The organism is Paracoccus angustae (genome assembly GCF_042648745.1).
Lineage (GTDB): Bacteria > Pseudomonadota > Alphaproteobacteria > Rhodobacterales > Rhodobacteraceae > Paracoccus > Paracoccus angustae.
The window spans coordinates 1-14,239 of sequence record NZ_JBHRXY010000033.1 but is presented as its reverse complement, the minus strand read 5'-3'; the positions used below and the strand labels follow the sequence as shown (position 1 = coordinate 14,239).

At 62.9% G+C, this 14,239-nt stretch carries 13 protein-coding genes and 1 pseudogene; 10 read left to right on the top strand and 4 right to left on the bottom strand.

Annotated elements, in window-relative coordinates; all coding sequences use genetic code 11:
• The first annotated feature begins 70 nt into the window (after positions 1 to 70).
• The 8 genes and pseudogenes from ACFOM8_RS19205 to ACFOM8_RS19170 form a co-directional block, all read left to right on the top strand.
• A complete protein-coding gene (locus tag ACFOM8_RS19205; protein ID WP_377763879.1) occupies positions 71 to 1,012 on the top strand; it encodes a sugar phosphate isomerase/epimerase family protein in 942 nt (313 codons plus the stop codon).
• Between the two features lie 11 nt (positions 1,013 to 1,023).
• Entirely contained in the window at positions 1,024 to 1,308 is a 285-nt protein-coding gene (locus ACFOM8_RS19200) for a putative quinol monooxygenase (RefSeq protein ID WP_377763878.1), read from the top strand.
• On the top strand, positions 1,295 to 2,209 hold the full coding sequence (locus tag ACFOM8_RS19195) for a sugar phosphate isomerase/epimerase family protein (RefSeq protein WP_377763876.1): 915 nt from the start codon (positions 1,295 to 1,297) through the stop codon (positions 2,207 to 2,209). The genes ACFOM8_RS19200 and ACFOM8_RS19195 overlap by 14 nt, the downstream gene beginning before the upstream one ends.
• A 10-nt stretch (positions 2,210 to 2,219) precedes the next feature.
• Positions 2,220 to 4,136 (top strand): bifunctional 5-dehydro-2-deoxygluconokinase/5-dehydro-2-deoxyphosphogluconate aldolase, encoded by a 1,917-nt coding sequence (locus ACFOM8_RS19190; protein ID WP_377763874.1) that lies wholly within the window; start codon positions 2,220 to 2,222, stop codon positions 4,134 to 4,136.
• Positions 4,137 to 4,229: 93 nt separating this feature from the next.
• Positions 4,230 to 6,068: a 3D-(3,5/4)-trihydroxycyclohexane-1,2-dione acylhydrolase (decyclizing) gene (gene iolD, locus ACFOM8_RS19185; protein WP_377763873.1), complete on the top strand. Its 1,839-nt coding sequence runs from the start codon at positions 4,230 to 4,232 to the stop codon at positions 6,066 to 6,068.
• Positions 6,069 to 6,077: 9 nt separating this feature from the next.
• Positions 6,078 to 6,986, top strand: coding sequence for a myo-inosose-2 dehydratase (iolE, locus tag ACFOM8_RS19180; RefSeq protein ID WP_377763871.1), 909 nt, complete (start codon positions 6,078 to 6,080; stop codon positions 6,984 to 6,986).
• A 72-nt stretch (positions 6,987 to 7,058) separates the two neighbouring features.
• The gene (iolB, locus tag ACFOM8_RS19175) at positions 7,059 to 7,868 is read left to right on the top strand and encodes a 5-deoxy-glucuronate isomerase (protein ID WP_377763870.1); all 810 of its coding nucleotides are present in this window, start codon (positions 7,059 to 7,061) and stop codon (positions 7,866 to 7,868) included.
• Between the two features lie 242 nt (positions 7,869 to 8,110).
• A pseudogene (locus ACFOM8_RS19170) lies at positions 8,111 to 8,388 on the top strand (transposase); the annotation flags it as partial.
• Positions 8,389 to 8,637: 249 nt separating this feature from the next.
• Here the strand turns inward: ACFOM8_RS19170 and ACFOM8_RS19165 are convergent.
• The 4 genes from ACFOM8_RS19165 to ACFOM8_RS19150 form a co-directional block, all read right to left on the bottom strand.
• Positions 8,638 to 10,209 carry a BCCT family transporter gene (locus ACFOM8_RS19165; protein ID WP_377763869.1) on the bottom strand — a complete coding sequence of 524 codons (1,572 nt, stop codon included), beginning with the start codon at positions 10,207 to 10,209 and terminating at the stop codon, positions 8,638 to 8,640.
• A gap of 62 nt (positions 10,210 to 10,271) precedes the next feature.
• Positions 10,272 to 11,261, bottom strand: a complete 990-nt coding sequence (locus ACFOM8_RS19160; RefSeq protein WP_377763868.1) for an NADPH:quinone reductase — start codon at positions 11,259 to 11,261, stop codon at positions 10,272 to 10,274.
• 1 nt (position 11,262) lies between these two features.
• Positions 11,263 to 12,033: a hypothetical protein gene (locus ACFOM8_RS19155; protein ID WP_377763867.1), complete on the bottom strand. Its 771-nt coding sequence runs from the start codon at positions 12,031 to 12,033 to the stop codon at positions 11,263 to 11,265.
• A complete protein-coding gene (locus ACFOM8_RS19150; RefSeq protein ID WP_377763865.1) occupies positions 12,030 to 12,761 on the bottom strand; it encodes an SDR family NAD(P)-dependent oxidoreductase in 732 nt (243 codons plus the stop codon). The genes ACFOM8_RS19155 and ACFOM8_RS19150 overlap by 4 nt, the downstream gene beginning before the upstream one ends.
• A 165-nt stretch (positions 12,762 to 12,926) precedes the next feature.
• Here ACFOM8_RS19150 and ACFOM8_RS19145 point away from each other — a divergent pair, with 165 nt between their 5' ends.
• Positions 12,927 to 13,781 (top strand): LysR family transcriptional regulator, encoded by an 855-nt coding sequence (locus ACFOM8_RS19145; protein ID WP_377763864.1) that lies wholly within the window; start codon positions 12,927 to 12,929, stop codon positions 13,779 to 13,781.
• A 270-nt stretch (positions 13,782 to 14,051) separates the two neighbouring features.
• Positions 14,052 to 14,239: transposase (locus ACFOM8_RS19140; protein WP_377763862.1), on the top strand; the 188-nt coding region annotated here is incomplete at its 3' end.

The following is a 14,239-nucleotide window of genomic DNA, read 5'->3' as shown; positions in this document are numbered from 1 at the left end:
CCGGCGGGCGCGCCGGGCCTCCTCCCCTCCGGCGTGCCCTGATTATTCCCTGCATCAGAAAGACAGAGAAATGAAACTTTCGATTTGTACCGACGTGATGGGCGATCTGTCCTTCACCGACATGCTGGACAAATGTGTGAAACTGGGCGTCGAGGGCGTCGAGATGACCGGCGGCGGCTGGTCGCCAGCGCCGCATTTCCGCGCCGACGAACTGCTGGCCGACAAGGGTCTGCTGAAACGGAAACTGGCCGAGATCGAGGCGCGCGGGTTGCAGATCGCGGCGCTGAACTGTTCCGGCAATCCGCTCGATCCCGGCCCGCTTGGCGAAAAGCACCGCAAGGAAATCGAGGAGACCTTTACCCTCGCCGGCGAAATCGGGGTGAAGAAGATCGTCACCATGTCCGGCCTGCCCGAGGCCGCCCCCGGCGATACGGTCCCCAACTGGCTGGTCTATACCAAGTCATGGCCCGCCGAGATGCCCGAACGCGACCGCTATCAGTGGCAGGATCGGGCTTTCCCCTATTGGCATGGCCTGGTCGCCCATGCCGGAAAGGTCGGTGTCGAAAAGATCGCGCTTGAGAATTTCTCGGCCATGCTGGTCTGGAACCCGGAAACCCTGTTCCGGCTGCGCAACGAAGTGGGACCTGTGGTCGGTATGAATCTGGACCCCTCGCACCTGATCTGGATGGGCGCGGACCCGATCCATTCGGCTCGCGCCCTGGGCGCGGCGATCCATCATTGCCACGGCAAGGACACGCGGATCGAACGGGGCCGCGCGGATGTCGATGGCCTGCTGGAAACGCGCGAAGTGACCGATGTCGCCAACCGCACCTGGAATTACGTCGCCGTCGGCGCGGGCAAGGATCTGCAATGGTGGAAAGAGTTTTTCTCGGTCGTGCGCATGATGGGCTATAACGACTGGGTGTCGCTGGAGATGGAGGATTTCACCATGTCCACCGATGCGGGCATTCAGTCCTCGATCGACGCGCTGCAAGCCACGATCAGCAGATAGGCCGCGGGCGGGTGTACAAGTTCATCGTCACCATCGACTGCCAGCCCGGAACGCGCGACAAGATCCTGTCGCGCGCGCCCGAGGCGCAGGCCGCCGCGCGGGCAGAGCCGGGCTGCATCGCCTATGACTTCTACACCTGCACCGACAATCCAGACCGGCTGGTCTTCGTGGAAAGCTGGGCGGACCGGGCCGCGCATGATTTCCACATGCAGCAGGAACACACGACACGCTTCATCGCCTGGCATGAACAATTCCATGAAAACCTGGTATTCGAGACGATCCATGCCGCAGGCTGACCCCATTACCATCACCTGCGCGCCCTGCTGCTGGGGTGTGGACGATGTGAAGAACCCGCATCTGCCACCATGGGAAACCGTGCTGGATCAGGCCGCTCAGGCGGGTTTTGGCGGGCTGGAGCTTGGACCTTACGGCTATATGCCGCTGGATGCCGCGCGGATCGGGCAGGCGCTGGCGGCGCGGGGCCTCTCGCTGGTGGTCGGCACCATTTTCGACGATCTGGTCTCGCCCGCGAACCGCGACAATCTGCTGCACCAGACCGACGAGATCTGCGCGCTGGTCACCGCCTTGCCGAAACCGGCCAGCCATCCCGGCCAGCGTTTCCCTGCGCCCTATCTGACGGTGATGGATCGGGGCCATGACGAGCGCGACTATGCCGCAGGCCATTCCGGGCGTGCCCCGTGTCTGGACCGCGCCGCATGGGCCGGCATGATCGACAATATCCGTGCCATCGCCGTCCGGGCTGGCGAATATGGCGTCCGTGCCGTGATCCACCCCCATGCCGGCGGCTATATCGAATTCGCCGACGAGCTGGAGCAACTGGCCCACGACCTGCCCGCCGATCTGGCCGGGCTCTGCCTCGATACAGGCCATATGGCCTATTCCGGGATGGACCCGGCCGAGACGCTGCGCGCCTATTGGGACCGTGTGGATATCGACCCGGCCGTCTACGATCAGGTCATGGCCGAGCATATCCGCTTTTTCGACGCCTGCGCCCGCGGCGTCATGTGCCCCATCGGGCGCGGCAATATCGACTATCCCGCCATCCGCCGCCTGTTGAGCGAGCTCGGCTATGGCGGCTTTATCACCATCGAGCAGGAGCGCGATCCGCGCAACACGGGCTCGATCCTCGACGATCTCACGGCCAGCCGCCGCTTCCTGCGCGACAGCGGATTTTAAGGAGAACCCCATGACGAAGCCCTTGGATCTTATCACGATCGGTCGCAGCAGCGTTGATCTGTACGGCGACCAGATTGGTGGCCGGTTGGAGGATATGGGGTCTTTCAGCAAATATATCGGTGGGTCTCCGACGAATATCGCCTGCGGTACGGCGCGGTTGGGGCTGCGTTCTGCGGTGATTACCGGTGTGGGCGACGAGCATATGGGGCGGTTCATCCGCGAGCAGTTGCTGCGCGAGGGCGTGGATGTGCGGGGCGTCAAGACCGATACCGAGCGGCTGACGGCGCTGGTGATCCTGGGCATTCGCGACGAGGACAGCTTTCCGCTGATCTTCTATCGCGAGAACTGCGCCGATATGGGCCTGACCGAGGAGGATATCGACGAGGGCTTGATCGCCGAGGCCCGCGCCGTGCTGGCGACGGGGACGCATCTGTCGCATCCGCGGACGCGGGCGGCGGTGATCCGGGCGCTGGAGCTGGCGAAGAAGCACGGGGCGCAGACGGCGCTGGATATCGATTACCGGCCGAACCTCTGGGGCGTGGCGGGCCATGGCGAGGGCGAGAGCCGGTTCGTGGAAAGTGCCGCGGTGACGGCGGAGCTGCAATCGACGCTGCATTATTTCGACCTGATCGTCGGCACCGAGGAGGAGTTCCACATCGCGGGCGGCAGCACGGACACCATCGCGGCTTTGCGCGCGGTGCGGCAGGTCTCGGATGCCACGCTGGTCTGCAAACGGGGCGCGAAGGGGGCGGTGGCCTTCGAGGGCAGGGTCCCGGACCGTCTGGATGACGGCCAGACGGGCCCGGGTTTCCCCATCGAGGTGTTCAACGTGCTGGGCGCGGGCGACGGGTTCTTTTCCGGTCTGCTGAAGGGCTGGCTGGATGGCGAGGACTGGCCGCGCGCGCTGGAATACGCCAATGCCTGCGGCGCCTTCGCGGTCTCGCGCCATGGCTGCACGCCGGCCTATCCCAGCCTCGCCGAGCTGGAGTTCTTTCTGGGTCGCGGGGTCAGGCGCCCGGATCTGCGCAACGATGCCGAGCTGGAGCAGATCCACTGGGCCACGAACCGCACGGGTCCCGGCGCGGGCGACTGGTCCGGGATGCGGGTCTTTGCCTTCGACCATCGCGGGCAGCTGGAGGAGATGGAGGGCTATACGCCCGCGAAGGGCGGCGCCTTCAAGGAGCTGTGCCTGCGGGCCGCGCGTCAGGTGGCCGATGGGCGGACCGGTTATGGCATTCTCTGCGACAACCGGATCGGGCGCTCGGCGCTGCATGCGGCCTCGGGGACGGGGCTGTGGATCGGGCGGCCCGCCGAATGGCCGGGCTCGCGGCCTCTGTTGCTGGAACCCGAGCTTGGCCCCGATTGCGGCGGGCTGCATGAATGGGCGCGCGGGAATGTGGTGAAGGTTCTGTGCTTCTGCCACCCCGATGACGATGCGGCGCTGCGCGCCGGGCAGGAGGCGACGGTCGGGCGGCTCTACGCGGCGGCAAGGCGCAACAAGCTGGAATTCCTGCTGGAGGTGATCCCCTCGAAGGTCGGGCCGGTGGATGAGACCGCCACCGCGACGCTGATCCGGCAGTTCTATGCGGCGGGGATTTATCCCGACTGGTGGAAGCTGGAGCCGATGCAGACGCATGACGGCTGGCGGAACGCCATCGCCGCCATCGAGGATCATGACCGGCATACGCGCGGCATCGTGGTGTTGGGGCTGGACGCGCCCGAGGACGAGCTGGCGGCCAGTTTTGAGGTGGCGGCGGGATTTCCGCTGGTGCGGGGCTTTGCCGTGGGCCGGACGATCTTTGCCGATGCGGCGCGGGGCTGGCTGGCGGGCGCGCTGAGCGACGCGGATGCCGTGGCGCAGATGGCCGCGCGCTACGGACGGCTTTGCGCGATCTGGGACCGGGCGCGGGCGCGTGTGGCGGCCTGAGGGGCGGGGGCAGGGGGGCTTTGCCCCCATCGCCTGACGGCGATTCCCCCAGGATATTTGGAGATGATAGAGAATGGGTTTGGAGGCGGGCAGATGAGCGGGACGATCCGTTTGACGGCGGCGCAGGCGATGATGCGCTGGCTTTCGGTGCAGATGACGGAAGAGGGTCCGCGCTTTATCGAGGGCGTCTGGGCGATCTTCGGGCACGGGAATGTCGCGGGCATCGGCGAGGCGCTGCATGGGATCGGCGCGGCGCTGCCGACCTGGCGGGGGCAGAACGAGCAGACCATGGCGCATGCGGCGATTGCCTTTGCCAAGGGCTCGGCGCGCCGGCGGGCGCAGGCGGTGACCACCTCGATCGGGCCGGGGGCCACGAATGTGGTGACGGCGGCGGCGCTGGCGCATGTGAACCGGCTGCCGCTTCTGATCATCGCGGGGGATATCTTCGCGAGCCGCCGCCCCGATCCGGTCCTGCAGCAGGTCGAGGATTGGGATGACGGCACGGTCTCGGCCAATGACTGTTTCCGGCCTGTGGTGCGTTACTTCGACCGCATCGCCCGGCCCGAGCATCTGCTGAGCGCGCTGCCGCGCGCCATGCGGGTGATGACGGACCCGGCCAATTGCGGGCCGGTCTGCCTGGCCTTCTGTCAGGATGTGCAGGCGGAAGCCTATGACTGGCCCGAGGCGTTCTTTGCGCCGCGCGTCTGGCGCATCCGCCGGCCGGCGCCGGATGCGGCTGAGCTGGAAGAGGTGGCGGGTCTGATCCGCGAAGCCAGGGCCCCGGTGATCGTGGCCGGCGGCGGGGTCGTCTATTCGGGGGCCGAGGATGCGCTGGCCGGTTTCGCCAGCCGCCACAATATCCCGGTGATCGAGACGCAGGCGGGCAAATCCGCGCTGCCGCAGGACCATGCGATGAACTATGGCGCGGCCGGGGTGGATGGCTCGGCTGCGGCCAATCTGGTGGCGGGCCGGGCCGATCTGGTGATCGGCATCGGCACGCGCCTGCAGGATTTCACCACCGGCTCGCGGACGCTGTTTTCGGGCGCAAAACTGGTCAGCCTGAATGTGCAGCCCTATGACGCAGCCAAGCATGGCGGGGTCTCTCTGGTGGCGGATGCCAAGGTCGCGCTCGACGCCCTGACTTCCGCATTGGGGGACTATCGCGCCGAGGCCGCCCTGCCGCAGGCCCGCGCCGACTGGCTCAGGGCGGTCGATGCGCATTGCGCCGCGCCCTCCGACGGCAACGCGCTGCCGACCGATGCGCAGGTGATCGGCGCGGTGCAGCGCGCGACCGGCGAGGACGCCATCGCCATCTGCGCCGCCGGCACCATGCCGGGCGCGCTGAAGCTTCTGTGGCAGCCGAGCCAGGGCGGCTATCACATGGAATACGGCTATAGCTGCATGGGCTATGAGGTGGCGGGCGCCATGGGGCTGAAACTGGCGCGGCCCGATCGCGAGGTGATCTGTTTCGTCGGCGATGGCAGCTACATGATGGCGAACAGCGAACTGGCCACGGCGGTCATGCGGCGCGTGCCCTTCACGGTCGTGCTGACCGACAATCGCGGCTATGGCTGCATCAACCGGCTGCAACAGGGCACCGGCGGGGCGGCCTTCAACAATATGTATGTGGACAGCAATGTCGAAGCGCAGCCGCAGATCGACTTTGTTGCTCATGCCGCCAGCATGGGCGCGCATGCGGTGAAGGCCGACAGCATCGCGGCGCTGGAATCCGAAATCGCCGCCGCCCGCAGCCGCGACATCCCGACCGTGATCGTCATCGACACCACCGCCGAGCCCGGCCCCGGCGACGGGCTGGAGGGCGCGGGGCATTTCTGGGACGTGGCGGTGCCCGAGATCGGCGACAGCGACCGGCTGCGCGCCGCCTATGCCGATTATCTGGCAAATATCGCGCGACAGGCGCTTGTGAACTGAGGCTGACCCATGATCCTTTACAGCACCAACCCCATCGCCTGGGCCAATGACGACGACCAGTCGATCGGCGCGCATATCCCGACCGAGCAGATCCTGCGCGAGGCGGGCCGCGAGATCGGCTTTGACGGGATCGAGAATGGCCATCGCTGGCCCGAGGACCCTCAGGCGCTGAAGGCGCTGCTGGGCGCATACGGGCTGCGCTTCATCTCGGGCTGGTATTCGACGGAACTGCTGACCCGTTCGGTCGCGGACGAGATCGCCGCCGTGCAGGGCCATCTGGCAAAGCTGAAGGCCAATGGCTGCCGGGTCTGCATTACCTGCGAATGCTCGAACACCGTGCATGGCCGCCCGGATGTGGCGGTGAACGACCGGCCCCGGTTGAATACCGACCAGATGGCGGAATTCGGCGCGAAGATGGAGGAATTCGCGGCCTATCTGGCCAGCCAGGGCATCACGCTGGCCTATCACCACCACATGGGCACGGTGGTCGAAAGCCCCGAGGAGATCGACGCCTTCATGGCGGCGACCGGGCCGGCCACGCATCTGCTCTTCGATGCCGGGCATTGCGCATTCGGTGGCGGCGATCCGGCGGCGGTGCTGACGAAACATGCGCCCCGCGTCGCGCATTTCCACGCCAAGAACATCCGCCGCCCGGTGACCGAAAGGGTGCGGGCCGAGGGGCTGTCCTTCCTGCAGGGCGTTCTGGCCGGGGCCTTCACCGTGCCGGGCGATCCCGAGGGGGCGATCGATTTTGTGCCCCTGCTGCGCATCCTGGCGCAGGCGGGTTACGATGGCTGGCTGGTGATCGAGGCCGAGCAGGATCCGGCGGTCAGGAACCCGCTGGCATACCAGTCCATGGGGCTGGCGGCGCTGAAGGCGGCGGCGGCCGAGGCCGGGCTGGACAGGGCCGCCGCCTGAGGGCGACCATGGCGGGGGCTGTCTGCCCCCGCACCATCCGAGGATATTCGACATGGCAAATGAGGCAGGATCATGAGCGGGCTTTTACGCAAACCCTTCGGCACCCGTGGCGAGGTGCACCGCATCACCCCGCAGGATGCCGGCTGGCGCCATGTCGGCTTCTCGCTGCACCGGCTGCGCGCGGGCGACCGGGCGGCCGGGGCCACCGGCGGCAACGAGGTCATCCTGGTTATGGTCGAAGGCAAGGCACGCCTCCACGCTGCCGGGCAGGATTGGGGCGAGCTTGGGGACCGGATGAATGTCTTCGAGAAGACCCCGCCGCATTGCCTCTACCTCCCCAACGGTCAGGACTGGCAGGCCGAGGCGACCACCGATTGCGTCATCGCCGTCTGTTCGGCGCCGGGCCGCGGCGGCCATCAGGCGCGCCGGATCGGGCCGGACGGGATCACCCTGACCGAGCGGGGGAAGGGCACCAATAGCCGCCACATCAACAATATCGCCATGGAGGATCAGGATTACTGCGACAGCCTGCTGGTGACCGAGGTGTTCACGCCGGCGGGTCACTGGTCCTCCTATCCCAGCCACCGCCATGACGAGGACGATTTCCCCCGCATCACCTATCTGGAGGAAACCTATTACCACCGGCTGAACCCCGGGGACGGCTTCGGCATCCAGCGGGTCTATACCGACGATGGCAGCCTCGACGAGGTGATGGCGGTCAGGGACGGCGACGTCGTCCTGGTCCCCCGCGGCCACCACCCCTGCGGCGCGCCTTATGGCTTCGAGATGTATTACCTCAACGTCATGGCCGGGCCCCGAAGAAACTGGCGCTTCGTCCCCGCCCCAGAGGTCGAATGGATCATCGAAAGGGATAAGGGGTAGTAGGCCTGCCCTTCTTCCGCAACCCAATCTGGCGCCGGCTTTCGCGCTGCTTGGCCCCACGCCTTGTTGGAGCCATTCGGAGGACTCTGTCCCCGGAAAAGAAATCTCTACTGATTGCGCTACACTTTGACGGAAGGCTGAGCATGTATTCCCGTCACAGAGTGCATCTGACGGAGCCGCCATGATCAAACTGACCGACACCCAGACCCTGACTCTGACCCGCGCCAGCGCACGGCCGGGCAATCTCGCCCTGCCGCTGCCTAGGTTCAGGACTCGTTCTGCATTCCCTGCTGATCTGGGTCGACGCGGACATGACCGGGCGCGCGCCTCATGACGGGCGCCCGGGGCCGCCCGCCGGTCTTTTCCGACGCGGCCATCCAGTTCTGCTGTTGATCAAGGTTCTCTTCAAGCTTCCCTTGCGTCAGACTACCGGCATGTGGCGAGCATGCTGAAGCTGGACTGGCTGGACTTTTCCACGCTCTGCCGCAGGCAGAAGACCTTGGCCGTGCAGATCCCCTACGTTCCATCGGCGGCGGCCCGATAACATCGGACGAAGTTCGCCGGCGAAAGACAAACGGCTGTTTCGTCCCGTACGCGCAGGTCATCAAGCCGCGCCGCAAGACCTTCGGCCAGATATTTCCTGACCGTTTTGCGATCCGGCCCGGTTTGTCGGGCAGGCATTGCCGATGCGCGAGGAAACTCACAAGTCGCGGAGGCCCTTCACTTTCGTCGTTCACCCGACGATCGCACGAGGGGCCTCCGGCATCGATCAGACCAAAGGCTCCGTCCGGGGCCGCTCTTTCAGGACCTTTTCGGCCGCGTTTTCCGCACGAAGCAGTTTTAGAAGCGAAACAATGGACAGCGACATGATGAACAACAGCGGCAAACCCACGATGACGCTTGCCGTCTTCAGCGGCGCCAATCCGCCCAGGCGCATCAGGACAACCGCGATCAGACCAAGCGATACGGCCCAGAAAACCCGGTTGACCAGCGATGGTTCGCGCCCTTCGCTGCGCTGCGATGCCACTGTAGCGATCGAATAGGCCGAGGAGTCCACGGTCGTCGCCGAATACACGAAAGCAAGGAAGATGAACAAGGGCATGACAAGCCATTGCACAGGCAGCTGGGTCAACAAGCCAACGACCGCCGATGCCTCACCCTTTTCGGAGATGACCTCGATGATCGGAAAGATGCCCTCCAACTGCAGATAGACGCCCCAGTTTCCGAAAACGGTGAAGAACAGCGCACAGCCAAGGCTACCACCCGAGAGGACTCCGATCGTCAGTTCTCGGAAAGTGCGCCCCCTTGATATCCGTGCGATGAAAATGCCCATGTAAGGACCATATGCAACCCACCACGACCAGTAGAATATCGTCCAGTCCTGTGGAAAACCGCTTTTTCCGATCGTATCGGTATATAACGACATCCGTAGGAATTCGCTCGCCATGAGACCCATGCTGTTCGTGAAAGTCGACAGCATGAACACAGTCGGACCAAACACGAAAATCAACGAACAAAGCGCGAAGATCGCGATGAGATTCAGGTCACTGAGGACCTTGATCCCTCTTTTGAGGCCGAGAGACACCGAGCCTACGAAAATTGCGCTCCAGATCAGCACCACGACCAAGTCCAGGTTCTCGGTGCGGGTTATCCCCAGATTGAAGGCGATCGCCTCGGAAAGCAGCGGCGTGCCAGAGGCAAGGCTGGTCCCCGTTCCACCTACAAGCCCAAGGATCATCATGATATCGATGATGCGTCCGACCGTACCGTCGCTTCGAGCCTTGCCGATGACCCCTTCGCAGCCGGAACTGAGGCGTAGCCCTGAACTTCCGCGATTGTAATAGGCGTAGCCTATCGGAAACGCGCAGAGCAGATATATCGCCCAGCCGATCGGCCCCCAATGGAACATGCCGTACATCGCGGCATATTCGGCCGCCATCTGGCTTTGCGGTTCGATCCAGAAGGGCGGAGCAGAATAGTAATAGGTCCATTCGATCGCCGACCAATAGATCAGCGAGGTTCCGATCCCGGAACAAAAAAACATCGCGATCCAACTGGCGCGATTGAATTCCGGGCGCGCGGCCGGTCCTCCCAAACGCACATGACGGTATGGTCCGAAACCCAGCCAAAGGCAAAGACCGAGCGCCGCAAGCCCGAACCACTGATACAAGAACCCGAAATCGCGCGTCAGCCAGTTGAAGGTAGCGTCGATGATGAATTTCGCCCTTTCCTCGAAAAGGATCATCGTGATCGTGACGACTGTGACTACAATCACGGCCGGCCAGAAAATCATCCGATCCATCGCGGCGTTCGCGCTGGTGGATTGCTTATTAAAAGACATGTCTCCCCCCTTCCCGAAAAATACGAAGGCCCCGCCAGATACCTCGGGCGGGGCCTCATGTGTCAGTGCGTCACCTCAAGAATGACCGAACCGCAGATGCCGCCTGCATCGACCAGATCGCTTGCCTCGGCCAGCTTCTCCAACGGGAAACGCGCCGTGATGCGATGAATCAGGTCGCCCCGTGCAAGCGCGCGGTCCAGCGCCTCGATGGCTTCGGCCTTGGCGGCTTCCGGCATCGCATAGACGATCACCATGCGCAGGGTCAGGTCCATGAACATCATGCGCTTGAAGGGAAGCGTCGGTTCGGGAACGACCATCGAGGAATAGGTGGCGATAGCCCCTCCGATCCTGATGACCTCCAGCACTTTCGAAAGGTTCGCCCCGAATTCGGTATCAATCACCCGATCCACTTTACGGCCCTGTGTCCATTCCAGGATTTGCTGATCCCAGTCCGCATCGTGGTGATTGACGACAATATCCGCGCCTGCCGCAAAGCAGTCCGCGCGGGTCGTATCGCTGCTTGCCGTCGCAATGACTGTCGCACCGCCCAACTTGGCCCACTGCACCGCATAATGGCCGACGCGACCGGCGCCACCCGTGACAAGCAGCAGTTTCCCGCCAACCGGCCCATCGGCGTACACGCAGCGATGCGCCGTCATGGCAGGTATTCCCAACGAGGCGCCAACCTCGAAGGTGACGTTCTGTGGCAATGGAACGGCCCGGCGCGCATCGATTGCGACATATTGCGCCGCCGTTCCCAATCTTCTTTCGTATTGGGCCTGATAGATCCAGACACGCTGGCCGATCCTCGCGACGCTGACGCCATTGCCGACAGCTTCGATGACACCCGCCCCGTCACTGTTGGGAACCACAGGACCGTCCCTCAGCAAATCAGGAAATGCCCCGGCGCGTTTTTTCGTGTCCGAGGGATTGACCCCAGATGCGTAGACCCGCACCAGAACCTCACCATGTGCCGGCTCTGGCTTTGCAAGTTCCACCACCTCGACAACATCCTTTGCTGCACCGAATGCCGAATATTGAACCGCTTTCATTTCAACCTCTTGGAAGTTTCACCAGCGGGCTTTCCACGCCCAGGCTGATCATCAAACTGCGCATCAGCGCCCAATCCGCACCGATCACGGGCGCTCCCAGACGTTCCCCAATGTCACGCGCCCAGGAGAGCGTTCGCACACCCGCACCGGCCACCCATATGGCACCGATACCGCCACCCGCATCCTGCGCGGTATCGCAGGCATGGCGAACGCATGCCTCGACTTCCCAAGGGGCGAAATCATAGGACCTGGCGACGATCTGGTCGTGCGAAGCGAAGACGCCCGCATCGAGGAAATTTGCATAGCTGCGGACCTGGTAGCCGTCGTTCCTCAACAGACGTATCAGCCAGCTTTTCCATGCTTCATCGTAATAGGGACAAACCAGCGCCACCTCTGCCGCATTGATGGATTGCATGGCGGCATGCATGGCGGCACCACTCATGATCATTGTGCAGCCCGCAACGCGGCCGATCTCGATCTCCAGTTCGCGACCGCCGGAAATGCTTCCAGCAAGCATATAAGCGAAGGCCGGACCGGCTTGCAGAACATGGGTACAACCGCGGTCGGACAGTTTCGCCGCGCTCTGTTCGATCGCGGCACGGCTGCCCGCCATATCCGATAGCGACCAGTTGAAGCCAGCTACGTCCAGAGGTTCGCGCAAAACGGTGACGCTGTCCCCCAATATCGACGAAATATCATCAGCGGTGGGGTCGTGCCAGCCCGGGCCTTCGATGACGCCGACCGTAGCGATCTTTTCTGCTGTCCCGTTCATGCGGTCAAACCACCGTCTACAACCAGGGTCTGCCCGGTGATGTAGGACGCGCCTGCGCATAGAAAGAAAATCGCTTCCGCAAAATCCTCAGGTCTTCCAACCCGCCCTAGCGGCAGAGCCCTGACCGCGTCTGCGGCTTCCTCCTCACTCCACCCGCAGGGCCATTGCGTGCCTCCGACCCAACCGGGGGCAACCGCATTGACCCGGATTCGCGGACCCAATCCTTTGGCAAGTTCCCTTGTCACAAGCTGCAAGCCGGCTTTCGACGCAGCATAAGCGGTGCTGCTGGCACCGGCACCCAAAGCCGCGGTCGAAGTGACATTGACCACGGCGCCTTTGGCAGCGTCCAGATAGTCACGCGCCGCCCGGACGCACCGATAAGGTCCGACCAGGTTCACGTTAAGAAGAAGATTCCAGAGCGTATCCGGTACCCGATCGAGTTGGCCCGGCGGGATCGACTTCCCGGTTCCCGGCGTCGCCGCATTGTTGACAAGATAGGTCAGACCTCCCATCCGATCAGCGGCAGTCCGGATCATCTCTTGTACCTGTTCGTTGTCTGAAACGTCGCCGGGAGCAGCGATAATATCCAGACCTTCGTCTCGGAGTTTCTCTACGGCACCGACCAACGCCGGTGTGTTTGACACGTCATTCAGTGCAACCTTGGCGCCATTGCGGGCCAGCAGTGCGGCGGATGCGAAACCGATGCCGCCACTGGCTCCGGTAACCAAGGCCGAACGCCCCTTCAGATCCGCGCGGATTCCGTTCCTACTCAACTTCCGCCTCCCAATTTTCACGAAGATAATCAGTCGCGAGGACTTTGTCGTATTGCGGATGACACGAGAAACGAATATTTATCATGATAACGATGCATTTTTTTAATGCTTGGGGGGGAAATGCGTGATATCGACACGGCACTTTTACGCAGTTTCATCCACGTCGCCGAAACGGGAAATTTCACGAAGGCGGCAGATCGTGTTCACAGGTCTCAATCGGCGGTCAGCATTCAAATCAAGAACCTCGAAGCTGTCGTCGGCCGTCAGCTATTTGACCGAAAAAAGCGGAATGTCCGCCTGACACCTCACGGTGAGATATTGCTCGACTATGCGCGCCAGATTCTCCGCATGAATGATGAGGCGTATCACAAGATTTCGTCCGGCGGGGAACGCAGATTGCTGAGGCTGGGCATCGTTGAATATCTTGCCCCTCACCGCCTTCCGGCCATTCTGACGCATTTGCGCAACGCCTTTCCGCAATACGACATTCGTGTCACTGTCGATCTGAGCAGTCGCCTTCGAGAACACATCCGGAACGAAACATTGGATATTGCCATCTGCGCCTCTGAGATTCGGGACGCAAAAGGTGATCCGTTGTTTCTGGAGCAATTGGTTTGGGTCGCAGCCAAGGGGCAGTCCCGCATTGATGATACCATCCCTCTGGCACTTTTGCCCGCGCCGTGTCTTTATCGAAGTGCGGCAACCGAGGCTCTCGATCGGGTAGGGCGGCCCTGGTATTGCGCGATTACCACCATGAATGTTTCTGGAGTGCAGAGCGCAGTTTCGGCGGGCCTGGCAACTTCGGTGATCGGCACCACCTCGATCGACAAAAACATGATCGTGCTTGATGAGCAGCACGGGTTTCCCAGCCTGGGCGCACTTCAGGTCTCTCTTGAGAGAGGCCGAGGCGCCGAGGATATCGACATCCGCGAGTTTGTCGAATTCCTTGCAGACTGTATCCAGAACAATATCTGATATCTCCGCCTCTTCCGATCTGGAGTCATGCGCGAAATGTGGTCATCCAGATGGAAAATGTCCGATAAAGTCAAAACTTCTACTGCTCTTCTGTTGGCGTTGTCGCGGCCAAATTGGTCTTTGCAGGCGGCAGGTATTTGGTGAGGTCTGCTTCACAAACCTCGCAAATCATTAGGCTCCAGACCCATTGATTTCGGTCCTTTGGCGTGATCCAGGCTCCGCGAGGAGACATGATCGACGAGCAATCTTTACTGGCCGACCGACGCGCAGATGGAGCGGCTGAAGCCGTTCCTCCCCAAAAGCCATGGCAAGCCCCGCGTCGATGATCGCCGTGTCCTCGGCGGCATGATCTTCATCATTCGTAATGGGTTGCGCTGGCGAGACGCGCCGAAGGAATTCGGTCCGGCGAAGACCCTCTACAACCGCTGGAAGCGCTGGAGCGACAACGGGGTCTTCGC